The sequence below is a fragment of the Snodgrassella alvi genome (genome assembly GCF_002777855.1).
In the GTDB taxonomy this organism is placed as follows: Bacteria; Pseudomonadota; Gammaproteobacteria; order Burkholderiales; family Neisseriaceae; genus Snodgrassella; species Snodgrassella alvi_E.
This window is the reverse complement of sequence record NZ_MEIK01000028.1, coordinates 1-24104: the sequence shown is the minus strand read 5'-3', so window position 1 is coordinate 24104 and position 24104 is coordinate 1. Positions and strand designations below refer to the sequence as shown.

General features: G+C 46.3%; 20 protein-coding genes. 8 read left to right on the top strand and 12 right to left on the bottom strand.

Features of this window, described 5'->3' with window-relative positions:
* Positions 1 to 90 precede the first annotated feature (90 nt).
* Positions 91 to 1488, top strand: a complete 1398-nt coding sequence (locus BHC43_RS03500) for an amino acid permease (protein WP_100151913.1) — start codon at positions 91 to 93, stop codon at positions 1486 to 1488.
* 86 nt (positions 1489 to 1574) lie between these two features.
* Here the strand turns inward: BHC43_RS03500 and BHC43_RS03495 are convergent, their stop codons facing one another.
* The 4 genes from BHC43_RS03495 to BHC43_RS03480 all read right to left on the bottom strand — a co-directional run bounded on the left by BHC43_RS03495 (position 1575) and on the right by BHC43_RS03480 (position 4969).
* A complete protein-coding gene (locus BHC43_RS03495) occupies positions 1575 to 2372 on the bottom strand; it encodes a thiazole synthase (protein WP_100156521.1) in 798 nt (265 codons plus the stop codon).
* 401 nt (positions 2373 to 2773) lie between these two features.
* Positions 2774 to 3301: a YagU family protein gene (locus BHC43_RS03490; protein ID WP_180295836.1), complete on the bottom strand. Its 528-nt coding sequence runs from the start codon at positions 3299 to 3301 to the stop codon at positions 2774 to 2776.
* Between the two features lie 358 nt (positions 3302 to 3659).
* Positions 3660 to 3854: a sulfur carrier protein ThiS gene (gene thiS, locus BHC43_RS03485; RefSeq protein WP_100156520.1), complete on the bottom strand. Its 195-nt coding sequence runs from the start codon at positions 3852 to 3854 to the stop codon at positions 3660 to 3662.
* Positions 3851 to 4969: an FAD-dependent oxidoreductase gene (locus BHC43_RS03480; RefSeq protein WP_100156519.1), complete on the bottom strand. Its 1119-nt coding sequence runs from the start codon at positions 4967 to 4969 to the stop codon at positions 3851 to 3853. Before BHC43_RS03480 ends, thiS begins: the two co-directional genes overlap by 4 nt.
* 172 nt (positions 4970 to 5141) lie before the next feature.
* Here BHC43_RS03480 and BHC43_RS03475 point away from each other — a divergent pair, with 172 nt between their 5' ends.
* On the top strand, positions 5142 to 5414 hold the full coding sequence (locus BHC43_RS03475; RefSeq protein WP_100156518.1) for a DUF3079 domain-containing protein: 273 nt from the start codon (positions 5142 to 5144) through the stop codon (positions 5412 to 5414).
* Positions 5415 to 6149: 735 nt separating this feature from the next.
* On the opposite strand, the gene pta is transcribed toward BHC43_RS03475, so the two are convergent.
* Positions 6150 to 7850 carry a phosphate acetyltransferase gene (gene pta, locus BHC43_RS03470; protein ID WP_100156517.1) on the bottom strand — a complete coding sequence of 567 codons (1701 nt, stop codon included), beginning with the start codon at positions 7848 to 7850 and terminating at the stop codon, positions 6150 to 6152.
* Positions 7851 to 8534: 684 nt separating this feature from the next.
* On the opposite strand from pta, the gene BHC43_RS03465 reads away from it, so the two are divergent.
* The 3 genes from BHC43_RS03465 (at position 8535) to BHC43_RS03455 (ending at position 12235) form a co-directional block, all read left to right on the top strand.
* Positions 8535 to 9305 (top strand): Vgb family protein, encoded by a 771-nt coding sequence (locus tag BHC43_RS03465; protein ID WP_100156516.1) that lies wholly within the window; start codon positions 8535 to 8537, stop codon positions 9303 to 9305.
* Positions 9306 to 9680: 375 nt separating this feature from the next.
* A complete protein-coding gene (locus BHC43_RS03460; protein WP_100156515.1) occupies positions 9681 to 11096 on the top strand; it encodes a hypothetical protein in 1416 nt (471 codons plus the stop codon).
* A 131-nt stretch (positions 11097 to 11227) separates the two neighbouring features.
* Positions 11228 to 12235, top strand: a complete 1008-nt coding sequence (locus BHC43_RS03455) for an MBL fold metallo-hydrolase (protein ID WP_100156514.1) — start codon at positions 11228 to 11230, stop codon at positions 12233 to 12235.
* Positions 12236 to 12363: 128 nt separating this feature from the next.
* Here the strand turns inward: BHC43_RS03455 and BHC43_RS03450 are convergent, their stop codons facing one another.
* From BHC43_RS03450 to earP, 5 genes are all read right to left on the bottom strand, one after another.
* A complete protein-coding gene (locus BHC43_RS03450) occupies positions 12364 to 13017 on the bottom strand; it encodes a TetR/AcrR family transcriptional regulator (protein WP_100140773.1) in 654 nt (217 codons plus the stop codon).
* A gap of 72 nt (positions 13018 to 13089) precedes the next feature.
* Positions 13090 to 14115, bottom strand: coding sequence for a UDP-N-acetylmuramate dehydrogenase (gene murB / locus BHC43_RS03445; protein ID WP_373885630.1), 1026 nt, complete (start codon positions 14113 to 14115; stop codon positions 13090 to 13092).
* Positions 14112 to 15497, bottom strand: coding sequence for an MATE family efflux transporter (locus BHC43_RS03440; protein ID WP_100140775.1), 1386 nt, complete (start codon positions 15495 to 15497; stop codon positions 14112 to 14114). The genes murB and BHC43_RS03440 overlap by 4 nt, the downstream gene beginning before the upstream one ends.
* 139 nt (positions 15498 to 15636) lie before the next feature.
* Positions 15637 to 16197: an elongation factor P gene (gene efp, locus BHC43_RS03435; RefSeq protein ID WP_025331610.1), complete on the bottom strand. Its 561-nt coding sequence runs from the start codon at positions 16195 to 16197 to the stop codon at positions 15637 to 15639.
* Positions 16198 to 16240: 43 nt separating this feature from the next.
* Complete coding sequence (earP, locus tag BHC43_RS03430) at positions 16241 to 17440, bottom strand: elongation factor P maturation arginine rhamnosyltransferase EarP (protein WP_100156512.1); 1200 nt, start codon at positions 17438 to 17440, stop codon at positions 16241 to 16243.
* Between the two features lie 421 nt (positions 17441 to 17861).
* Here earP and gyrA point away from each other — a divergent pair, with 421 nt between their 5' ends.
* Positions 17862 to 20465 carry a DNA gyrase subunit A gene (gene gyrA, locus BHC43_RS03425; RefSeq protein WP_100151922.1) on the top strand — a complete coding sequence of 868 codons (2604 nt, stop codon included), beginning with the start codon at positions 17862 to 17864 and terminating at the stop codon, positions 20463 to 20465.
* Between the two features lie 167 nt (positions 20466 to 20632).
* Positions 20633 to 20830 carry a (2Fe-2S)-binding protein gene (locus BHC43_RS03420; protein ID WP_100156511.1) on the top strand — a complete coding sequence of 66 codons (198 nt, stop codon included), beginning with the start codon at positions 20633 to 20635 and terminating at the stop codon, positions 20828 to 20830.
* Between the two features lie 250 nt (positions 20831 to 21080).
* Here the strand turns inward: BHC43_RS03420 and BHC43_RS03415 are convergent, their stop codons facing one another.
* Positions 21081 to 21491 carry a GNAT family N-acetyltransferase gene (locus tag BHC43_RS03415; RefSeq protein WP_100140780.1) on the bottom strand — a complete coding sequence of 137 codons (411 nt, stop codon included), beginning with the start codon at positions 21489 to 21491 and terminating at the stop codon, positions 21081 to 21083.
* A 99-nt stretch (positions 21492 to 21590) separates the two neighbouring features.
* The gene (locus BHC43_RS03410; protein ID WP_180297416.1) at positions 21591 to 22031 is read right to left on the bottom strand and encodes a MerR family transcriptional regulator; all 441 of its coding nucleotides are present in this window, start codon (positions 22029 to 22031) and stop codon (positions 21591 to 21593) included.
* Between the two features lie 167 nt (positions 22032 to 22198).
* Here BHC43_RS03410 and BHC43_RS03405 point away from each other — a divergent pair.
* The coding region (locus BHC43_RS03405) for a DUF6531 domain-containing protein (RefSeq protein ID WP_218966455.1) at positions 22199 to 24104 on the top strand (1906 nt) is incomplete at its 3' end.

Below are 24104 nucleotides of genomic sequence, written 5' to 3'. Positions count from 1 at the left end.
TCCGCTTAAGATAACCCGTTACTCTACATTCATCCGTCAAAATCACACCATGAGTTTACTTCCTGTTTTCAAGTTTATAGAGGATAAAACATGAACCGGCCGCCCGAATTAAAACGGACTCTGAAAAACAGACATTTACAATTGATTGCCATCGGCGGAGCAATCGGCACCGGCTTGTTTATGGGATCCGGCCGCACCATCAGTCTGGCCGGCCCTTCCGTACTGTTTACCTATATCATCATCGGTACATTTCTGTTTTTTGTCATGCGGGCCATGGGTGAATTACTCTTGCATAACCTGCAATACAAATCTTTTGTTGATTTCACAACGGATATTCTCAACCCTACTATTGGATATTATGTTGGGTGGTCTTACTGGTTTTGCTGGGTGGTGATTGGCATGGCCGATATTGTCGCTATTACCGGCTACACCCAATTCTGGTGGCCGGAGGTACCCCTGTGGCTACCCGGTATCATCTGCATCATCATTCTGCTAACGCTCAATCTGCTATCTGTGAAGCTTTTTGGCGAGCTAGAATTTTGGTTTGCGCTGATTAAAATTTTGGCCATTCTTGCTTTAATTGGTTGTGGCGGTTATCTGCTCATAACCAGTTTTGTCAGCACCAACGGTATTCAAGCCAGAATCAGCAATCTGTGGTCGTACGGAGGCTGGATGCCACATGGGTGGTCTGGTTTCTTTGCAGCCTTCCAAATTGCAATATTTGCCTTTGTTGGTATAGAGCTTGTTGGTACTGCTTCAGCCGAAACTGACGATCCCACCACTACACTACCGGCAGCCATCAATAAAATACCGGTACGTGTGATTGTTTTCTACGTATTGGCTCTGACTATCATCATGACCGTCACACCATGGAGTATGGTGGCACCAGACCGCAGCCCGTTTGTTAACATGTTTACGCTCATTGGCATCAGCGCGGCCGCTACAATTATTAATTTTGTTGTACTGACTTCCGCGCTTTCTTCAGCCAACAGCGGTATGTACTCCACTGGCCGCATGTTGTACGGTCTATCCCGCAACGGGGTAGGTCCGAAGGTATTTGCCCGTTTGTCGGCCTCCGGCGTACCGCAAAACGGTTTGTTATATTCTTGTGCACTATTGCTGATTGGCGTCTTTCTGCTTTATGCCGAAGGTGATGTCATGAAAGTGTTTACCATTGTGACCACCGTTTCCAGCATCTGCTTCATCTTTGTCTGGGCAGTAATCCTAATTGCCTATTTACGCTATCGTCGCCTTTTCCCAGAAGCACATGCGCGCTCCGTTTATAAAATGCCGTTTGGCATTCCGATGTGTTATGTGTGTCTGATATTTTTTGCGTTTGTGCTGTATTTGTTTAGTCAGGACAAAGATACGCTTACCGGACTGGTAGCCACTCCGGTCTGGTTTATCCTGCTGACCCTGTTTTTGCCTCTGTATAGGCAGCAATTGAAAAAACGCATTTCCTATACCGATTCAAAGCACAACCATTAACGACAAAAAATCTGTCCTGTTTTAATGCAGCCACTACGCCAAAACAGGACAGAATAATAAAAATAACGTGCGTACACACTTTATTTTTAATCGTTATAGTCAGGATAATGCCAGAAAGGTTGACCTAGTTGTGGCGTAGAAGCCTGTGCATTATGCCGCGGTACAACCGGCGTCGCTTCATAAGCCAGTCTGCCGGCCTTTACCGCCTGAGCAAAAGCTTCTGCCATCAACACCGGAGCACCACTGCGTGAAACGGCAGTATTCAGCAGCACCCCATCAAAACCCCATTCCATTACAGCTGCCGCATGTGAAGGCAATCCCAGCCCCGCATCCACAAGTAATGGAGTATCAGGTAAATGTTCACGCAGCACATGCAGGGCATATTCATGCACGGGTCCCAGTCCGGTGCCAATCGGTGCTGCCCAAGGCATCAAAGCCTGACAGCCGGCATCAAGTAAACGGCGGCAAGCTATCAGATCTTCCGTACAATAGGGCAGTACCTTAAAGCCATCTTTAATCAGGATATCGGCCGCCTGTACCAACTGAAACACGTCCGGCTGTAAAGTATGGTCATCGCCAATCAGCTCCAGCTTAATCCAGTCTGTGGCAAAAACTTCGCGTGCCATCTGCGCTGTTGTTACTGCCTCTTGCACACTCAGGCAGCCGGCTGTATTAGGCAAAATAGGCAAATCTAGTTCCTGTAGCAATCCCCACAGACCCTGACCATGCTCTGCCGAAGTAGCACCCTGCCGGCGCAAAGCCACCGTTATCATTGCCGGCTGAGATTTTCTAACTGCTGCCCGCAGTATTTCCGGATTGGGATAAGCAGCGGTTCCCAGCAGCAAACGACTTTCAAACTGCTCATTATATAGTTGTAAAGCCATCAGCTCTCTTTCCGCAAAACAGTAATATCGAATATTGTCCAAACAGCCGCCAAGCACTGTCCAGAAGAAGAAAGACTAGATTTTATAACCAGAACAATATCTTTGCATCTGATTTCAATTAATAGAAAAAATCAGTTAGTACATAATGAAAAAGCAGGCAGTCGATTGAATATTTATCTAATTTTCATTATTTATTATGCATAAAATAATCAAACTTAGAAATAAACCGTACAACAGAGCAGAGTTCAGACACAAATACTAAAATGCCCATGACACTTATCCAGTATCAAGCGTCATACTGACACTTCATTATATGGATAAACATGGGCAAAAACAAAAAACTATCTCTGTTGATAGCCGGAATATCAAGAAATTCTGCATCCGGCCATCATTACTTTAGTCTATTGAAATTCTGGGTCTGGTTTTTTAGTCAGACGGTTACGCAAATCGCGGCGGAAAATTTCAATAGTCCACATCCACAGCAAGGTACCAATCAGTTCAGAAAAGAGCTCATCAAAAGGCAGATTCCACGGAGCAGGCGACAAATTCATGACTGGCAGCATAATACCGTGGAACAAAATAGTTACCCCAATACCAAAGGCCATTCCCTGCCATAATTTTACTTTAGGAAAAATTTCTGCTGCCATGCAGTAAATGACAGCCCAGACAATTGAAAACAGGATGTGTATCAGACTGCCACCCCAGTTCACTACTTGGTCGGAATAAGTGTAAACCATATTGTGAATATCAATGCCCATATCCTGAATCATCTGAATTGGAGGCGGCACACGGTCTGGTGTGCGCGGTGGCATGATACCTTCGGTACCAGATTTCACAAAAGCCGAAATCAGCCCCCCCATAATACCGGCAAAAAAAGCCACCCCAAAACTGCGGCTGGCCGGTTCGGTACGAGCAAACAGATTAGACATAATTAACGCCCTCTTAATATGTTAACATCAACTATTAATTTGTATTATTCATGTAAAACAGGGGCGCAAGTGTAAATGTAGATTAAAGGCAAAATCAAGCAAATTTACCCTTCTGCGTTATCCAAAACAGTATATATGACATAATCAATTATTATAATAGCATTAAAGATTATTCAGCATATTGATATTACCGACAAATAAAATACTATTACTTTTATGGGATATTTAGCCTGAAATTTACTGCTTTATTTAAAAGTGAACAAATTACCCGCTTCAGCATCAGCCAGCACGGCCAAAGACGGGCAACAAAAAACCCTGTATGCATACAGGGTTTACTGACAACCATTTTGCTACCATACTAACCACCCACTACCGGACTCACAATGTCCACTTTATCCTGCTCCTGCAAGACATAGCCACCATATTCCTTACGGGCAACAAAAGCAGTGTTTACGGCCACTGCAAAAGGTGTTTCAGGATTAATATGCACAACCAGCTCACCTAGCGTGCGGCCAGCAAACTCTATTACCTCATCATTAACGCATAATTTCATTTTACTGATTCTCCATTCTGGCTTACCGGCACAACGTCTATGTGATAGCGCGCGTCTGCATCCGGAAGTGGCTGCTGTTGCATCAACGCCTGCATAACCCGTACAGTAGCCAGACTAACAGTGGGTGAAATCATAAACCCATGCCTAAACAATCCATTAACAGCTACCAAACGATTTTGTGCATCATAGCGTATTTCCGGATTTTCATGATTGAGTGTCGGGCGTAGCTGCGCCAGACTTTCCAGAATTCGTGCTTCACCAAAAGCCGGATGAACGCAATGCAGAGCAGACATCAGCTCCAGCCCGCTACGCACACTCAGCGGGCTGTCATCTTCACTTTCAATCTGAGTAGCACCAATTACAAACAAATGGTTCTGTTTCGGCGCAATATAAATAGGATAGCGTGGATGCAGCACCCGTACCGGCCGGTGAAGCGTCACATCTGGAGCATGAATACGCAGCACTTCTCCTCGAACACCGCGCAGACGGCTACTTGCCTGATTGTTCCAGCTTTTTTTACCGCCAAAACCACGACAATCCAGCGTCCATTCAGCTAGTTTTGCGCATTCAGCCGGCTCACTAACGCGTTCCCAATAACAGGTTACCTGCCGGCGCTCAAGCACATCTGCCAGTGCCAGCAGTGTCTGACGATTATCCAACTGGCCTTCTGTTGGTAAAAACAGCCCTTGTTGAAAATGGCCAGCCAGCTGCGGTTCTTGTTCATCAATTTGCTGACTGTGCCAATGCTGACAGCGACTGCTATCCTGATGAGCCCGTTGTAAATCTCGTGTAAACTGCTGAGCCAGCTCTCGATCCTGTGGATGCCAGACAATTAATGATCCATTCTGCTGCATGAATACCGGAGTTGGAAATGTATCCACCCACTTACGCCAGATTGGCAGGCTGGTATATCCCAACTGAACCACCAACGGCGTGGCTTCCACCGCTTCAGCTGTAGGCGCCAGCATCGCTGCCGCCGCAAATGCAGCGCTGCCTTCTCCATTTCGATTACCGGCATTGAACAGCACCACTTTAGAGCCCTGTTCTGCCAGTAACCACGCAGTCAGACGTCCCAGCAACCCACCACCCAAAACTGCAACATCATATTGTTTCATTGCGCACCTGTCATATTAAACTGAATTTTTATCTGTTCCTGAGTCAAGCATAGTTTGTTTTGGCAAAAATATTTTTCCGACAAAACATTACACCACACCCAGTCTTCCCCCGCTTGAACAAACCGGCTTTAGCGGGTATAACCGCAGATATTCCTCAACAATAGACTTTACCATGGCCAAGGTTTTCCCTCTGCATCCTAAACACCCCGAACGAATCTGCTGGGGGTGTGATAAATACTGTCGTGCCGATGATTTACAATGCGGCAATGGTAGTATCCGCATTCCGCATCCGTGCGAGGATTTCGGTGCACAATGGTATCTTAAGGGTGATTGGTCCGGGTTGCTGTCGGAAACACAACGCAAACAAATTACCGCTTCTAACCAGCCATCAGCAAAAGAAATCAAACCGCACAAACCGCATATCAAACTAACGTTAAAAAAATAATCTTATCCTGATATCACTGCAACTAGTCCAGATTGACAAAACCTATCTTCAACACAGACCAATAGCCAAAACCTACTCAAACCTGATTTATTTCGTCCATCGTTAGCAGAATAAATTAAAGAGCATCGCAGGCACTGGCTAAACTCCAAGCTGTTTCAATCACACAAAATATCAAGTTAAATATTATTGTAAAAACATTACTTTAATTTGAGAATTATTTTACAGAAATAAAACATAAAAAGATACGCTGATCCATTTTGGTACCAGCTTAGTGAATGCGATTAGTTTCATCGTTATCTCCCCAACCAACTCAATCCAGATTTGGAAACAACAAAACATAAAAAAGAACAATAAAGCTCATGCTTTAAAAAGCCAGCCAATATCGCAGTAGTGTTTTAAGCCTTAAAAAAATAAACCGCCTGCAAAAAAACTGCAGGCGAGTATATTACTGCATAATACCTCTAATTTAAGATTATCCCTTTGTATTCTTGGCTAATTTATCAGACGTTATGTCCAGTTACAGACTGTAATTTATTAACACAGATTTGGCAATAGTTCGTAAAGTTATCGTATCAAAAGACAATAATCATGCCATTTATAATAAACATTTAATTTTAAATTGCTTCTAAAAAATAAAATAATTAATTTTATTGCCATAAATACAAAACAGGCAGATGATTGTCATATCATCTGCCTGTCTATCAGCAGTAATAATCTGCCGAAGAATAATATGGGCTAGCCCATCTGTACTGCCTGAATAGCCGTTAAAGCAATGGTGTACACAATATCTTCAATTAGTGCACCTCGCGATAAATCGTTTACCGGCTTATTCAGACCCTGCAACATTGGTCCCACACTCAGTACATGCGCACTGCGTTGCACAGCCTTATAAGTAGTATTACCGGTATTTAAGTCCGGGAATACAAACACAGTAGCCTGCCCAGCAACCTTGCTGTCCGGCGCCTTCTGTCTGCCCACACTAGGCACACTGGCCGCATCGTATTGCAAAGGCCCATCAATATGCAGATCAGGACGTTTTTGCTGTGCCAACTTAGTAGCTGCTGTCACCGTCTCCACATCAGCACCACTGCCGGATGAACCGGTAGAATAAGAAATCATCGCTACTTTAGGCTCAATACCAAATGCTTTAGCAGAATCTGCAGACTGAATGGCAATATCTGCCAGCTGCTCAGCAGTTGGATTCGGATTAACAGCACAGTCACCATATACCAGCACCTGATCCGGCATCAGCATAAAGAATACGCTGGATACCAGACTGGCACCCGGAGCAGTTTTAATTAATTGCAGAGCAGGACGAATGGTATTGGCCGTAGTATGTACTGCGCCAGACACCAGACCATCCACATCACCGGTTGCCAGCATCATCGTGCCCAACACTACCGTATCCTGCAATTGCTCAGTAGCCTGTTCAGGTGTCAGACCCTTGCTTTTTCTCAGTTCTACCATCGGTGCAACATAGCGTTCACGAATTGTGTCTGGATCAATGATTTCCAGTGAAGCCGGTAATTGAATATTTTTTTCCCGTGCTACTGCTTCCACTTCTTCTTTTTTAGCCAGCAATACACAGCGCGCAATTCCTTTATTTTCACAAATGGCCGCTGCGGCAACCGTGCGCGGTTCACTGCCCTCCGGCAGCACAATACGTTTATTGGCCGCACGGGCACGCGCCATCATCTGAAAGCGAAATGCTGCCGGCGCAAGATGCTCTGTCAATGGTTTAGCCTGTGCTGCACTCAAAAGCTGAGCATTCAATTGCGCAGCCACTGCACTGGCTACATCTTTAGCCTGAGCCACATCAATTTCCGCCGGAAGAGCAGTTACCACACCCAGACAATCAAGTTTGTAGCCATGTGCGGTCAGTTCAGACTGTACCTCGGCAGCAAAACCAGCTGCAGGAGCATGCTCGGCATCAGCAGTCAGAATAAAGCCACTAATTTCTGTATGGCCATGCGCATAATCATGCGCAGCAAGCAACAACTGCGCTGCAACCAAAGCAGGAGTACGATTTGCAATCGCTGCCACAAGAATTACCCGTGCGTTCAGCGCTGCCGCAATTTTCACATTTTGTGCCGGCAGATAAGTGCGACCTGCTTCCGGAACCGCACCTTCAATCACCACCACATCATGTTTTGCCTCAGCCAGCTGATGAAAAGCAGCAACAAACTCTTCCACAGCATCATCTGCTTGTCCCTGATATACCCGCTCATCCAAAGCATTCAGCGACTGTGGTTCAGGCAAAGTTTGCTGCAATACCGTCTGCACCAGTGCAACGGTATTATCCGCAGCTGTACTTGCGGTAACTGGTTTATAGTACAGCGGCACCTGTCCGGCTTGTAAAAATATCTGCGCCACACCCAGACCCACACCGGTCAAACCAGCCTGTGATCCAGTAGGCACCAGCAAAAATTGCGACATAAAAATCCCTTTCGTTGAACTAACACCAGCAGCAAACGCCGCATTTATTTTATCGCTAACGATTATAATTTACTTCGCTGCACAGCATACCGAGATACATCAATTTTTGCATGAAAAAACATAAGTCAGCCGAATATACATCATAAGCATAATAACACTTGATTTATCAGGCATGGCAGCAGTAACACAACTATCGCGACAACAGCACTTTAGAACCAAGCAAACTGTACAAACTGCCAGCATACCTATGCCCAAAACTGTGTTAACCAGCCGAACTTATATATGCTCTTCCGGCACAATGCGCTTCCAATCCCTGATATTTATTTCATATCGCTAATTTCGTATTTCTGTATTTCCTGATTTTTAAGTACGCTTAATTCAGCAATCGCATCATTAAATTATTTATTCACATGAACCATAGGGGATATTAAAAACTAAATAATCAAAACAGATTCTACCGTCAGACAAAAGCAGAATGATGCTCTTCAGACTGAAAAGCAATGATCAACTGCCTGATAGAAAACACTGATAACAGCCGAATCTTTACGCACTTTAATAAAATACTGCCCATCCACTATTCATTCAGCTCACACTAGGGTACACATGTTGAAAAAAAAATTTTTCTATGCAATGGCTTTTGTTTTTCTTACATTAAGCACACTATATTTATACGGAAGGAATAATATGGCCAGATTAACAACCGAGCAAACCAGCGCACGCACCACTGAAGGATTAACGACCATCAGCTCTTCTTTCAACGCCCCCACAGGAATTGCCTTCGACACTAAAGGCGCAATGTACGTTACAAACTGGTCAGGTAACTCAATCACTAAAATAAACACCAACGGCAAACGTGAGACCGTTTATGCCGATATTGAAGCACCAGCTGGTATTGTTATTGATGCACAAGATAATATCTATGTATCATCCTACGATGGAGATTACATTTTAAAAATCAATGCCAACGGTAAAGCTGAAAAAATTTCAGATGGCTATCATACCCCTACAGGTATTGCTTTTTCCAACACTGGCAAATTGTTGGTTACCAACCGTTCCACTGGAGAAATCGTATCACTGGATTTAAACAGCGGCCGCAAAGAAATCATTGCCCGGGGTTTAACCACACCAGTGGGCGTCACCCAATTACCGGATAACAGCTTAGTTGTATCCCAGTATAGCGGTCGACTCACCCTAATCTCACCAGATGGCAACCAGACAGAATTGGGTCAAGAATTCAACCGTCCGGGCGTAGGCATTGTTACCGTTTCTCCAAACGTCGTTGCTGTGATTGACAACGGGGCTGACATGGTGCGTACAGTAGACGTCAAAACAAAAACTGTAAACACCTTAGTTAACTCAATACCAGGAGCTGTGGCATTAGCCTATCATCAGAATCGCTACTATATAGGCGCTTGGCAAAACAGCACCGTCTACGCATATACGCCACGAAACTAAACTGAAACAACAGCCAGCATCAAAGCTTCTGAAAATCAAGGCATCACATCTGGCTAGCTGGTCAAAAGAAAACCTGAATTGCTAACAGCCAGTTCAGGTTTTCTTACATCATTCCTGTTCAATTATCCAAAGCTAGTCAGAACTATTAATAAAATATTTTTTCTCCTAAAAAAGCGTTGAAAAAAGTCAGGGTGCTTAGAGCTTTCCATTCACTTCACAGTAATAGCCAGATAAATAGAATAAAGCATATCAATATCATTTCAAATTTGCATAATTGGTAGACTTATAATTCCTTACGCTTCAGTATTGATAATGTTAATATGCTGATTTTATATCTTATCTTTTTTTTGTTTACGTAGCCGAGGAAAGAAATAAATGAGAAAAATACTATTGGCTTTTCTGTGTCTGATATTGGCAAGCTGTGTAGTATCTGTAAAACCGGAAGATAAATTCAAATCCGGTGATTATATCGGGGGAGTAAAAATTCTGGCTAATAACTTCAATGCAAAAAGCCAAAAGCTGCAACAGAAAAATAAACCATGGAAAGATAAAGACATATTATATTTACAAGCAACAGTAGCAGAACTGACTGTAATGGCTCAGAAAAACATTCAGCAGGCAGCACCAACCGATTATGAAAAACGAATTAAAAATTATCAGCTACTGCTGGCATTAAAAACCGAGCTCGGAGATAAAAGCTATAGTCCATATATAGAAAAATATCTCAGCCTGTACACAATAAATGGAATAAAAGAATCACTGGCTAAACAGTTTTATCAGCAGGCCAACGAAATTGTGCCTGCCTACAGTGATGATTATCTGCGCAAAGCAAAACTATACCGTCAGGGTTATGAATATTTTAATTATCAAGATATTCTCAAACGTGCTGAAGATAATCAGAAAATGTACTATAAAACCGCAGCACAGGAATTTTATGCAGAGGCACAGGACGGTGTACGAGAACGCAATTATAAACAGGCAGCCGCAAACTTCCGCAAAGCACATGAAGTATATCTGCCTTTAGGCAATTATAAAGACAGCGCCAAACAAGCAGACATTTATGAAAAAAAATGGCGCACCATTGAAGCAGAAAAACATTACCAGCAGGCACAAACCATAATTCGCCGCGCAAAGCGTCTGAGTGAATATCGCGAAGCTGCTACCTTATACCGTGCTGCCAGCGAGGTATACAGCCCATATGGCAATACCTATAAAAATTCTACCAAACTGGCGAGTATGTATGCGCAAAAAGGACAAATACAAATTTTCGTCCGCGGCAACAGCTATCTGGCTGATAACATACGTTCCGCATTACAAAAAAATTATGTTAATTTTGTCGATAATGCCAGTGCCGCCAATTTAGTGATTGATGTAAGCATGAGCCGCGGCCAGTTTCAACAGTATAAAGAAAATATTGAAACCCAAAACCTCCATGAAAATCTGCGTGTCGGATCAAAACAGGTGGCAGATGAACACGGTAATATGGTCAATCAAGATGTGTATAAAGATTTCTATTTCAAAAAATATAGTGTCAAAACTATAAATGAAGCAGAAATGATGGCTGAAGTACACACCAGAGGCCTGTACGCCCTAAATCGCAACTACCGTGCAAAAACAACTTCATCACAGACTTATTACTGGTTTGATGGAAACGTACCCAAAAAATATACCGCATATACCGAAGGTAAACTGCTTGCTCGCGAAGAACAATTTAATCAAACACGCCAAAAACTATGGTCACAGATGAGTGGTGATTTTTATGAAATGAACAGAATACTGGCCACTCAATAACTTTCACCACCTAAAGCCGCGATTTATTTCAGTGCTTGTGGCACCAGCAGAGCAAGCACTGATTTAAGTTCTACCTGTAATAGGGGCATTATGGTACAAACAGTGTTGGACTGGCAGAAAGAAGGCAAATAATGCTATTTAAAAGAAAAAACCCCTACTACAATCCAAAGAAATCGCATCATACACCTTACGGATTCTGTAATTTAGAACCAACAACCATCAAACAGCTTGACGTCTATCGCTGGAGCTTAGAAAGACACATCCACCATCTGCCCAAGCCACCTCAGCAAGGTTATGCACATTTTGCCCGTGAGTGGACGCAGTCACCAGATTTCACCCTCTCCGGCAATCGCCTATGGTGGATTAGTCATGCCACATTACTCATACGCCTGAATCAATGCATGATTATTACCGACCCTGTATTCTCGCAACGGGTATCGCCTGTATCCTTTGCCGGACCAAAACGCCGTACACAGCCAGCTGCAAGCATTGCCGAGCTACCCCATATAGATGTCATTGCCATTTCTCACAACCATTACGACCACCTAGACACAGCCAGTATTCGTAAACTGGCCGCACGTTTTCCCAATATCAACGCAGTCGTCCCCTTAGGACTAAAACGAAAACTACACCAATTGGGCATTAACAACGTAACAGAACTAGACTGGTGGGAACAAACAAACATTAATAATATCCGCTTTCATGCCGTACCGGCACATCACTGGAGCCAGCGCAGCCTGTTAGACCGCAATCACACTTTATGGTGTGGCTGGATGATGCAAACACCTGAAGGCAGCAATACTTACTTCAGTGGGGACACCGGTTTCAGTGAAATCATGTTCCGCCAGATTGCCGAGCACTTTACCTCCACAGACATGGCAGCTATCCAGATCGGAGCCTATGCACCTCGCTGGTTTATGCATAATCAGCACATTGATCCCGAACAAGCTGTAGCCATATTTAATATTCTGCATTGCCGTCAGGCCATAGGCATGCACTGGGGCGCTTTCGAACTGGCCGATGAACCGCTGGATGAACCACCCCAACTACTGGCCGCAGCCAGAGTTCGGCATGGATTATTACCCGAATGTTTTGAAAGCATCAAAATGGGGGACAGCCGCCCAATAACCTCTTCCTAACCCCAATAACAGAAACCGTTTCATGCTTCTGAAAAATTTCACTGGCCACAGCAAATAAAACACTAAAACTAAGGTTCGGATAATATAAAAAAATCAACCCCATTCTTCTGAATGGGGTTGATTTTATCTTATATGTGATTGCGCAAATCAGCCATCATCCGGTTAAATTCTTCCCGATAGGCCGGCGCTACATACGGACGCAGCAAAGTCAATGTCTGATGAGTACCGCGGTATTTAGAGTCCTCAGTTAGCTTACGTTCATACAGCGCACTGTCATAATCACACCAGTATTTTGTAATTAGCCAGATATTTACAGCCATTTCCTTACGAGCAATTTCATCGGTCTGAATAAAGCCGGTATCTGTCAGCTGCTGCAACAAATTTTGCAGCAGCGGTGACACCCTTACACGGGTAAAATTATTGTGCTCACCCAGAAGCTCAGCACTTCGCGACAGCATTGCATTCAAATCACTAAATAAAAAACGGTATCGCCACATTACATCATACACACCAAACATATAATTCTTAATGGCATTTGTATCCTGCGGCGTCTCCACTTGCTGCAGATAGCACAGCAATTCCTCACTATAGCGCTTAAAGAGCTGCATAATGATTTCATCTTTATTGCGAAAATGATAATACAAATTGCCCGGGCTGATGCCCAAATAAGAAGCAATATGATTCGTACTGATGTTGCGTTCACCCTCCTCATTAAACAGCTTCAGACTAGCATCAATAATACGATTATAAGTATTAGGGCGTGATTCTTTCACCATATTCATTTCTTTCAGATTATGCTGTCTCTTACCGCACAAATCATACTAACGGCATTTTTATCAGACTACTGGTCGCCGTTACTGAGGCTGCCATATGGGCTCAGGCTCCAGCCGCACCTGAAAACGCTGTGCCACACAATTCTGCACATATTCAGACAGCGCTACCACATCAGCAGCTGAGGCATGATCTTTATTTACCAGAACCAGCGCCTGCCGCTCATGTACCGCAGCACCACCCAACTGAAATCCTTTCAGGCCACACTGGTCTATCAACCAGCCAGCTGCCAGTTTCACTTGTCCGTCCGGCTGCGGGTAATGCGGTAAGGATGGATATTGTTTCAAAAGGCTAGAAGCCAGTGTAGCTGGCACAACTGGATTTTTAAAGAAACTGCCGGCACTGCCAAGCACCTGCGGGTCAGGCAGCTTTTGCTTGCGGATATGGCACACAGCCTGTGCCACTATACTGGCGGTCAAAGCTTGTCCCTGTGCCAGTTCTGACGCCACCTGTGCCAAATCACCATAACGCAGCTGCGCTTTAAACACATGCGATAGCACAAACCGCACCGCCACAATCAGATAACGTCCCTCAGCATGTTTAAAAATACTGTCGCGATAAGCAAAACCGCACTCATCACAGTCAAGCCAGCACAGCTCATTTGTTTTAAAATCGTAAACCTGTACCGCCTCAATACACGACTGCACCTCAACACCATAGGCGCCAATATTCTGTACCGGTGCTGCCCCCACCGTACCGGGTATCAGACTTAGATTCTCCAGTCCACACCAACCCTGAGCCAGCGTATATTGTACAAAATCATGCCAGTTTTCACCCGCGGCTGCTTCAACCACCACACGGTCTCCATCATCCGCCACCAGCTCAATACCACGATTGGCTACACGCACCACCAGCCCCGGATAATCAGCACAGAACAGAATATTACTCCCACCGCCCAGCCATAGCACGCGCTCGGGTTCAAATTGGGGTAAAGCCATGATTTTCGGCAACTGTTCAACATCAGTCAGCGACACCAACCAGCGTGCGCGTACCGGTAACGCAAAAGTATGCAGCGGCTGTAAATCAGCATATTCTGTCACATCCATCATGATTCCTTTTCCGCCTGCATCAGCGCAAATCGCTCACTCTGCCGGTGCAAATACCATACCAGAGCCACCGCCGCACCGGTTAGCGCTAGTACCAAAGCCAGCCAGAAACCATACAAAGCCATACCGAAATACAAGCCAAACAGACATCCAAAACCCAGACCCAAACCCCAGAAACTAAACGCATGAATCAGCATCGGAATCTTGGTCAGCTTATAGCCGCGCAGCGCGTACGAAGCAATCGTCTGCGTAGCATCGGATAACTGAAAAACGGCCGCAAAAATCAGCAGTGTGCCGCCCAACAATACGACCTCCTGATCAGCTGTGTACAAACCCACCCAGAAGTGCCGAAACAATAACAACAGCACACCGGTAAAGCACGCACCCAGCAGTCCCATACTCAGACCCACACCAGAAACAAAACGGGCGCGTTGCCATTTGCGCGCACCTACCGCCTGTCCCACACACACCGCAAGCGCAATACCTACACTTTGCGGCAACATATAAATCAGCGACGTAATACTAATTACCACCTGCTGAGCCGCCACCTGAGTCACACCAAAACGCGCAATCAGCAAGCTGATAAATGTAAACAGGCTCACTTCAAGGAAAAACGACATCCCAATCGGAATACCCAATCGCAATAGCGAAGCCTGTACACGCCAGCGCGGACGTTCAAATCGAGCAAACAGCGCAAACGGTGCAAAATACCGCTGACGAACCACATAAATGCCCAGCACAATAGCATTAAACCAAAAACAAATAGCCGAAGCCAGACCACAGCCTGCCCCTCCCAACTCCGGCATTCCATACTTGCCATAAACAAAAATATAATTGAGTGGAATATTCAGCAGCAGCGCAATCAAGCTCACCACCATAATCGGTTTTGGTCGGTTTAAAGAAGAGGCAAATGCATAAAAAGCTCGATGAATCATCGCTGCCGGCATACCCAAGGCAATAAAGAACACAAACTGACCAAATACACCATCCACATAGGTGCCCATATTCAGCCAGTGCTGCATCGGCTTAATCAGCGCCCACAGCAGCAACATGCCCAATATGCCCAGAAACAAACCGAACCACAGTCCTTGCCGACCCTGCTCACCGATTTCTGTGGTTTTACCGGCGCCATACAACTGTGCCAGAATCGGCTGCAAAGCCGTCATCACCCCCAGAAACGTAATATAAAGCGTAATGAACACATTCGAGCCCAGAGCAACCCCAGCCAAATCATTGGCACTGGCATGGCCAGCCATTACCGTATCCACTACCCCAACACCCACCTGCGCTGCCTGTGCCACAAGAATCGGCAACGCCAGACGCAACAACCTGCGGCATTCAGCCCACAATTCACCACGTCCATGCAGATTCAGTTCAAACAACATCTTTCACCTACAAACTTAAACAATACAAACAATAAAAGACAGCAAACCATCACAGCCATCAAGCAGCCTGTTACCGCGCAGCAAACAATAAAACAGGCTGCCTGAATTTCTCCAGACAGCCTGCCAGCCAGAAAATCAGTTAGGCGCGTTTGCGGAATTCAAAAGTACGCGAATCGATTTCCACCTTATCGCCATTTTCAATATAAGCAGCTACCTGAATCTCAGCTCCACCTACCAAACGGGCATTCTTCATCACTTTACCAGAAGTATCACCTTTTACCGCAGGCTCCGTGTATTCCACTTCACGCACGATAATAGTTGGCAGCTCCACTGAAATGGCACGGCCGTCATAGAAAGTCACTTCACATTTTTCTTCCATGCCATCCACAATAAACTTGATGGCATCACCGATGTTTTCAGCTTCCACTTCATACTGATTGAATTCATCATCCATAAACACATACATCGGGTCAGCAAAATAGCTATAAGTACATTGCTTACGATCCAGTACCACTACATCAAACTTCTCATCGGCTTTATAAACTGTTTCCGTAGCAGCACCAGTCAGCAAATTTTTCAGTTTCATTTTCACCACGGCAGCATTACGACCGGATTTATTGTATTCGGACTTCTGCACCACCATTGGATCATTGCCCACCATAAATACATTACCCGGGCGCAATTCTTGTGCGGTTTTCATCTTTAATCTAACTTCCAAAAATGTTCAGCAAATAATAAGTACATCATTTTAGCGGAAGATGGCAGAATCTGGCTAGTTTTTCAAGCGCATTGTCCTGCGCATGCAGCATTTCAGACCACGCGGCTGCCGCTTTTACCCAACTTTGCCAATTTCCATACAAATTCTGCCACGCCACCACACGGCTTAACTCATCCAGCTTGCCAGCTCCATTTAAATCATCCGACAAAGCCATAAACGCCCTTTGCAGCTCTACTGGCCATCCTGTCGTAGCCTTTGCCCAGAAAGCATGCAGTTTTTGCACATGCGCATTCTCGTTCTGCCGATAAATATGCCAGAAAAAAGGTAAACCGGCCCATAAAGCACGCACAAAACTGTCTTCTCCCCGCACAATTGCCGCATCAGCCAGCCACAGTAGCTGATCAAACGCCACCTGTGGTACAAACGGAATACGCACCATTGTGACATTATCCAACTCATATATGGCACCATCTTCACGCAAGGCATCTGTCGGCACAATCGAAGCCGCACGCAAACTTTCCACCACCTGCCCACCAGCCAGCCACAACGTCACCGGCGTACCACCCTGCTGCCACATGGTCAACCATTGTGGCCAGCACACTGAAGCATAGGCAAATACCAGCCACAACTGGCCTTTATGCTGCTCAGGCAAACCATACTGTTGTCGGAATGCCTGCTGTAACTGAGGCTGCTGCCTAAATACAGCACGGTTAGTCAGATAATCTTTTTCACACAATAGGCCGCCACTGGCTGCATCCATACCCATAAACCAAAAATACTTTTTCAGTCCGTCAGCCTGCAAGGACGGCATAGCATGCAAATCCAACGCCCAGTCTTCAGCCGTCAGATATTCCCAGTTTAGCCACAAAGGCCGACACCGGATCATTCGTGCCCGCACTGCGTCAGGTAACGTACAACCAAAAGTTTCTATTACCAGTACCGGATCATTAGCCTCAGCCAGCTGTCGCTGCATCAGCTGCTCATCCTGCCAGACTTCCACCAGCACATGGGGCAAATACCCTTCCCACTCCGGTACCAGCTTATTCAGAGCTTTCACATCATCAATCCACAGACGTACGCGTAGACAGAAATACTCTGCCAGCAGACAGCTTAAACGCCAGCCCACGCCCACATCACCAAAATTATCAATTACTCGGACAAATACCCACGTCTCAGCAACCAAATCATCCGGAAGCGTATTTGCAGATTGATTCTTACTACACATTAAAAATTCCTTACCCAAAGTCTGGATTCATCGCAGAAAATCGACAATTTCCCATCTGTCAAGATAAAAACAGACTTGACAAAACGATTTTATCCACATGAATTAAACCAGTCATGCTAAAGTCTGTAAAAAATCTGAATGGCTTTAATTTTTACAAACATATTTTTTAAATATATGATTTTAAAAGAAATTTATTTTAGGCTTATTTTTTAGGCAAGCCCATGCAAGTCTTGATTTATAGGCAATTATGCAAGCCAGACTTTCATTTTCCACAGATTTATCCACAAATATTGTGGGCATATCTTTAAACCCTTTAACAACAAGGTTTTTTACAGCAAAACAACTCCAAAAAGAAAAATAGTCAGAAACCATTAGCCGCTATGGTAAAATAAACAATGCTCTCTATAGTAATAAAGCCATTATGTCAGATGCACTTTTTGCCAAAGAAACCATAGCAGTATCTCTAGAAGAAGAAATGCGCCGTTCCTATCTCGATTACGCCATGAGCGTAATTGTAGGACGAGCCCTTCCCGATGTACGCGATGGCCTCAAACCGGTTCACCGCCGCGTTCTTTACGCCATGCACGAACTCAACAACGACTGGAACCGTGCCTACAAAAAATCAGCACGTATCGTCGGCGATGTTATCGGTAAATACCACCCGCACGGTGATACCGCTGTTTACGACACCATCGTCCGCATGGCACAAGATTTCTCTATGCGTTACATGCTGGTGGATGGACAAGGTAATTTTGGTTCCGTGGATGGCGACAGTGCCGCTGCCATGCGTTACACCGAAATCCGCATGGCAAAAATCGCGCACGAACTACTGGCTGATATCGATCAGGAAACCGTCGATTTTATTCCAAACTACGACGGCAGCGAAAACGAGCCGGCTGTACTGCCTACCCGGATTCCAGCCTTATTGGTGAACGGTTCATCGGGCATCGCCGTTGGCATGGCCACCAACATCCCGCCTCACAACATCAACGAAGTAATTGGCGGCGCCAAAGCCTTGCTGGCCAACGAAAACCTCAGCGTTGACGAACTGATCGACTTAATTCCCGCACCGGATTTTCCTACCGGCGGCATCATCTACGGCCTTTCCGGTGTACGTGAGGGCTACCGCACAGGCCGTGGCCGCGTCATCATGCGCGGCAAAACCCACATCGAGCCCATTGGTAAGCACGACGACCGTGAAGCCATCATCATTGATGAAATCCCCTATCAGGTCAATAAAGCCAGACTCGTTGAAAAAATCGGCGAACTCGTACACAACAAAGTGCTTGAAGGCATCTCTGATTTGCGCGATGAATCCGATAAATCCGGCATGCGCGTGGTAATTGAGCTGAAACGCAACGAAAATGCCGAAGTCGTTCTTAACCAGCTGTACAAATTAACTCAGCTACAAGACAGCTTCGGCATCAACATGGTAGCGCTTGTAGACGGCCAGCCACGACTGCTCAATCTCAAACAGATACTGAGCGAATTCCTGCGTCACCGTCGCGAAGTCGTTACTCGTCGTACCCTGTTTGCCCTGCGCAAAGCACGCGAACGTGGACACATCCTTGAAGGACAGGCCGTTGCTTTATCCAATGTTGACGAAATCATCGCCCTCATTAAAGCTTCTGCCACACCACCTGAAGCCAAAGCAGCCTTAACCTCACGTCCGTGGCGATCTGGTCTCGTAGCCGACATGCTGGCTCGCAGCGACATCGATGTGCAGCTGGTGAAACCAGAGGATGCACCCGACAATACCGGACTCATTGGCAATGATTACTTCCTGTCTGACGCTCAGGCACAAGCCATCTTAGATTTGCGTCTGCAACGCCTTACCGGACTAGAACAGGATAAAATTGTTGAGGAATACAGAAACGTACTCGATAACATACTAGATTTGCTTGATATCCTGGCCAAACCAGCACGTATCAACCAAATCATTCATGACGAACTGACCGCCATTCAGCAACAGTTTGGAGACGAACGCCGCAGCGAAATCAACGCTTTTGGTGGCGACATCGCTGATGAAGACCTGATACCGCAGCGCGACATGGTGGTTACCCTCACCCACGGCGGCTACATCAAAACTCAGCAGGCAGACGATTATCAGGCACAACGACGCGGCGGCCGTGGCAAACAGGCCACTGCCACCAAAGATGAAGACTTCATTGAAACCCTATTTGTTGCCAACACCCATGATTACCTACTGTGCTTTACCAGCCTAGGCAAATGCCACTGGATAAAGGTGTACAAACTGCCTGAAGGCGGCCGCAATAGCCGCGGACGTCCGGTTAACAACGTAATTCAGCTGGAAGAAGGCGAAAAAATCAACACCATACTACCGGTACGTGAATTTAGCGAAAACGAATACGTTTTCATGTGTACCGAACAGGGTATCGTTAAAAAAACCCCGCTTATCGATTTCTCCCGCCCGCGCACCGCCGGCATTATTGCCCTCGGACTCGACGAAGGCGACCACCTTATCGGCGCCGTTAAAACTGCCGGCAAACACGATATCATGCTGTTTTCCAACGGTGGTAAGGCCGTACGTTTCAGCGAAGACAACGTCCGCCCAATGGGGCGTAGCGCTCGCGGTGTACGCGGCATGAAACTGGCCGAAAACAATCAGGTGATCAGCTTATTGGCCTACGATGCAGAAGAAGATGGCAACAAACTGGTACTCACCGCCACTGCCAATGGTTATGGTAAGCGCACCATCGTAGACGACTACCGCCGCTCTGGCCGTGGTACTCAGGGCGTAATTGCCATCGATACCGGCGAACGAAATGGCGACATGGTTGCCGCTACCCTCGTAGCCGACAGCGACGATCTGATGCTCATTACCAGCGGTGGCGTACTCATCCGTACCAAAGTAGATCAGATACGCGCCACCGGCCGTGCTGCTGCCGGCGTCAAACTCATCAACCTCGATGAAGGCGAAAAACTGGTTAGCCTCGAGCGGATTGCCGAAGCAGAAGAAAACAGCAATACTGAAATAGATACACTGGATACGCACGACAACTGATTATCCCAGTGAACCAAAATAAAACCGACTTTAAAAGTCGGTTTTATTTTACCTGTCCAAATAAATTCAGAATTAATAATTCATTGTCACACATTACTTGATAATAATAATGAAATCCACTATCATCTTTATCCACAAAAAGAAGTCACACTCAAAGGAAAAAAACTATGTATATTTGTCTGTGCAATGCCATCACTGATCGCCAGATAAAAGAAACCGTCGCTGCCGGTGCAAGCAGTCTGACAGACTTACAAGCACAACTTGGTGTCGCTACCTGCTGCGGCTGCTGCGCAGACTTGGCAAGCTCATTTCTATCCTGCCATCATGAAAATCAGACCAATTGCAGCAAACCCAACTCTAAATAAACAGCCACACCTAAGAATGACCCTAATTTCATCAATTAGCAGCACATACAAAAATAGCAACTGACAAAAAAACTAAAAATAAACTCAAACCATCCAGATTAATCTAAAACTACTCTTCACCCACTTTGCATACCCATACAGTAACAAAACTGATAGCCAGCATCAAAAATAAAACATTTCAGAGAACCATTCCCGCTAGCTAAACTATCTGCCGTCACCCACAGACCACAGCACAGGAAACGTATTTACATTATTTCAACTGCTTATTCAACGTCCATGCCGAAGGATGAGCAGAAAACCCAATATGCCCATAGTAATCAACTGCCTGTGGCGCTGCAATCAACACAACCTGCGCATCAGCACGCGTATGCTGCTGAACTTCACGAATCAATTGTTTACCGATTCCCTGCTTCTGATATCGTTCGTCCACCGCCAGATCAGCCAGATAAGTCACATAAACAAAATCAGTTAGGCAACGTGCAATCCCAACCAGCCTGTCCTTGTCCCATGCTGTAATAATCAGATTAGCATTATCCAGCATCAACTGAAAACGCTCCTCATCACCAATCGGCCGCCGCCCGCCCAACGTACAGTGACTATAGAGCTCAGTAGCTTCAGCCAGTGACGGCTTAACATCATTACGGTAAACAATATCAGTCATTATTATAACCATTTAAAATTTTGGAATTTTATCTATAAAACTCCAATACATCCTGTCAACAATCAGCTTTTTACCCGTCATCCTCATTCAAACAAACATTCAAAGATGATGGCCAATATTGCTTAAATATTCTGCAAAGCTTACCTGCTCCCCCAAAGCACCTCGCTTACGTTGCTGATACCAGTCAATCTTATCATTTAAAATCCGTACATGTTGCTTCAGCTCAGCCTGCTGCTGCATAAACGCCGCACGTGTCTGTAATAACAATTCCAAGCGCTCTGAAATCGTTTCATCCCCTTGACTGCGCAAAAACACATACTGCTGCAACTGCGCCATACTCATACCCGTATTCTTCAAATGCAGCACAAACCGCATCCACTCAACATCCTTCTGCGTAAAATACCGACGTTTATTCGTACCTCGCTGAGGAGAAATCAACCCCAAACTCTCATAATACCGCACAGTCGCCGGAGTTAATCCAAACAAATTAGCAAAAGTGCGAATACTGAATTGCCGGCTATCAGAAGTAATCTTATCCATGACCAACACCATTCTTATTTATACATAATATCAAACATGATAAAATGTAATTAAACGTTAATTTAACAATGCATTTTACAGCTTTATTGTAAACAACAAACATAGCATCGAACTCAAAAAACAAACACAGCAATACACTTCTATATTTTCATCAAGGGGTTTAACGAATGGGCAATGCGTATTGGGCCGCCCGCGAAGGGGACATCCTATTACACACCTCCATGCTCGCAGACATCGTTGGTGCGGCTGTAGAAATAGCATGCTACGCAGCCATCACCGCCGCAGTAGGTTTTGCCATTTTTGGCACCATCACCACCGGCGGACTACTCCTAAGTGTCCTTGTCGGCGTACTCATGGCCATTTCAGGTGGTGATACCATCGTATCCAACCTCGCCAACTGGGTCAGTAGCCTTTTTCCTCCCTCCGAAGATGGCAAAATCAAAACCGGCTCGCCCAATACCCGCACCAACAGCAAAGCTTCCGCCCGCGCCGCAGGTACCATAGATCAAAGCATTGAACTAAATGACAGCAGCGAAGAACCACAGCAGCCCGAAAACTTCGCCGATATAGCAGGTATACTTATCGCAGCCGGAGAAATCGCCCAGGAATTTATTCGGCCAACAGTCGCCTCACCCGATCCCAGAGCAGAACCCAGAGATGACGACAAAATACTTTGCCGCAAACATCCGCATCCGTTCGGCACAGATGAATATCTGGCCGAAGGCTCCAGCAAAGTCTACATCAACAGCCAGCCGGCTGTACGCAGCAACGACCGCAGCACCTGTGAAGCCAAAGTCACCGACGACCATGCCGGCGGCGTCAAAGTATCCAACAACGTACGCATCGGTGGCGAACCCATCGTCGTGCGTGAAATCAGAAGCGGCAAACATCCGGTTGCCCAGCTCATTGGTGTGATTTCAGCCTTAAGACGTCCCCGCAAAATCTGTTCCAAAATCAAATGTCTTGTCCTGGCCATCGCCAGTAATGCAGGCACCAGCTTAGCCTCTGCCAAACTAGCACAAGCGGTTACCCGCGGCCACCCCGTCCACCTCCCCACCGGCGCCAAACTCCTCTTTGACACCGAAGAGCTCGACTTCACCCTTCCCGCCCATCTGCCCCTCCAATGGCAACGCTTCTACAGCAGCGTCGACACCCGTACCCACAACATGTTCGGCACCGGATGGAGCGTCAGCTTCGAAGTCGAAATCGAAATCTCACCCCAGCCCGATGGCTCCTGTGCCGCCATCTATATCAACGAACAAGGACGCCGCCTCGAAATCGACCCCCTGCAACCCGGCGAAGGCATGCGCGGCATCAACGAAAACCTCACCATCCGCCGTGGCCAGCACAACCGCTGGGTTATCGAAGACGACGACGGCCTCTACCGCCTGTTCGAGCCCGACCCCAACCAACCCCACCGCCTCTACCTCACCGCACTTCAGGATCGCAACGACAACCGCCTCCTTCTTTACCGCGACAGCCACAGCCGCATCATCGAAATCACCGACAACGACCGCAGCACCCGTCTCTCCCTGCACTATCAGCATCCCCGGCACCCACAACGCGTCACCACCATCAAACAACAACTGGCCAATGGCCACAGCCGAGTACTGGCACAATACCAATACACCGCACAGGGCGACCTCCGACACGTCATCGATGCCGAACAGCGGCACACCCGCACCTTCGCCTACGACACCGGCCGACGCCTCATCTACCACCGCCTGCCCACCGGCCTGCACTGCCACTACCAGTGGGATTACTTTGCCGATGCCGCCGAAACCGCCTGGCGCGTCACCCATCACTGGACCGAAGCAGATGGCCAGCGACAGGAAGACTATCACTTTCACTACGATATTGAGCAACGCCTCACCACCGTCAAAGACAGCCTGGGACGCATCAGCCAGCATTACTGGAACGAAGTCTACCAAATCACCCGCTACATCGACCCCCTTGGTCACACCACCGCATTTGAATGGAACGACAACCAACAACTCATCAGCGTCACCGACACCCAAGGTGGACAATGGCACTACAGCTATGACGAACAAGGACGCGAAACCGCCGAAACCG

What these genes read in the sequence shown, in the direction of transcription:
- BHC43_RS03500 (WP_100151913.1), top strand. Translation starts at nt 91, where the DNA reads ATGAACCGGCCGCCCGAATTAAAACGGACTCTGAAAAACAGACATTTA.
- BHC43_RS03495 (WP_100156521.1), bottom strand. Translation starts at nt 2,372, where the DNA reads ATGGCTTTACAACTATATAATGAGCAGTTTGAAAGTCGTTTGCTGCTG.
- BHC43_RS03490 (WP_180295836.1), bottom strand. Translation starts at nt 3,301, where the DNA reads ATGTCTAATCTGTTTGCTCGTACCGAACCGGCCAGCCGCAGTTTTGGG.
- thiS (WP_100156520.1), bottom strand. Translation starts at nt 3,854, where the DNA reads ATGAAATTATGCGTTAATGATGAGGTAATAGAGTTTGCTGGCCGCACG.
- BHC43_RS03480 (WP_100156519.1), bottom strand. Translation starts at nt 4,969, where the DNA reads ATGAAACAATATGATGTTGCAGTTTTGGGTGGTGGGTTGCTGGGACGT.
- BHC43_RS03475 (WP_100156518.1), top strand. Translation starts at nt 5,142, where the DNA reads ATGGCCAAGGTTTTCCCTCTGCATCCTAAACACCCCGAACGAATCTGC.
- pta (WP_100156517.1), bottom strand. Translation starts at nt 7,850, where the DNA reads ATGTCGCAATTTTTGCTGGTGCCTACTGGATCACAGGCTGGTTTGACC.
- BHC43_RS03465 (WP_100156516.1), top strand. Translation starts at nt 8,535, where the DNA reads ATGGCCAGATTAACAACCGAGCAAACCAGCGCACGCACCACTGAAGGA.
- BHC43_RS03460 (WP_100156515.1), top strand. Translation starts at nt 9,681, where the DNA reads ATGAGAAAAATACTATTGGCTTTTCTGTGTCTGATATTGGCAAGCTGT.
- BHC43_RS03455 (WP_100156514.1), top strand. Translation starts at nt 11,228, where the DNA reads ATGCTATTTAAAAGAAAAAACCCCTACTACAATCCAAAGAAATCGCAT.
- BHC43_RS03450 (WP_100140773.1), bottom strand. Translation starts at nt 13,017, where the DNA reads ATGAATATGGTGAAAGAATCACGCCCTAATACTTATAATCGTATTATT.
- murB (WP_373885630.1), bottom strand. Translation starts at nt 14,115, where the DNA reads ATGATGGATGTGACAGAATATGCTGATTTACAGCCGCTGCATACTTTT.
- BHC43_RS03440 (WP_100140775.1), bottom strand. Translation starts at nt 15,497, where the DNA reads ATGTTGTTTGAACTGAATCTGCATGGACGTGGTGAATTGTGGGCTGAA.
- efp (WP_025331610.1), bottom strand. Translation starts at nt 16,197, where the DNA reads ATGAAAACCGCACAAGAATTGCGCCCGGGTAATGTATTTATGGTGGGC.
- earP (WP_100156512.1), bottom strand. Translation starts at nt 17,440, where the DNA reads ATGTGTAGTAAGAATCAATCTGCAAATACGCTTCCGGATGATTTGGTT.
- gyrA (WP_100151922.1), top strand. Translation starts at nt 17,862, where the DNA reads ATGTCAGATGCACTTTTTGCCAAAGAAACCATAGCAGTATCTCTAGAA.
- BHC43_RS03420 (WP_100156511.1), top strand. Translation starts at nt 20,633, where the DNA reads ATGTATATTTGTCTGTGCAATGCCATCACTGATCGCCAGATAAAAGAA.
- BHC43_RS03415 (WP_100140780.1), bottom strand. Translation starts at nt 21,491, where the DNA reads ATGACTGATATTGTTTACCGTAATGATGTTAAGCCGTCACTGGCTGAA.
- BHC43_RS03410 (WP_180297416.1), bottom strand. Translation starts at nt 22,031, where the DNA reads ATGGATAAGATTACTTCTGATAGCCGGCAATTCAGTATTCGCACTTTT.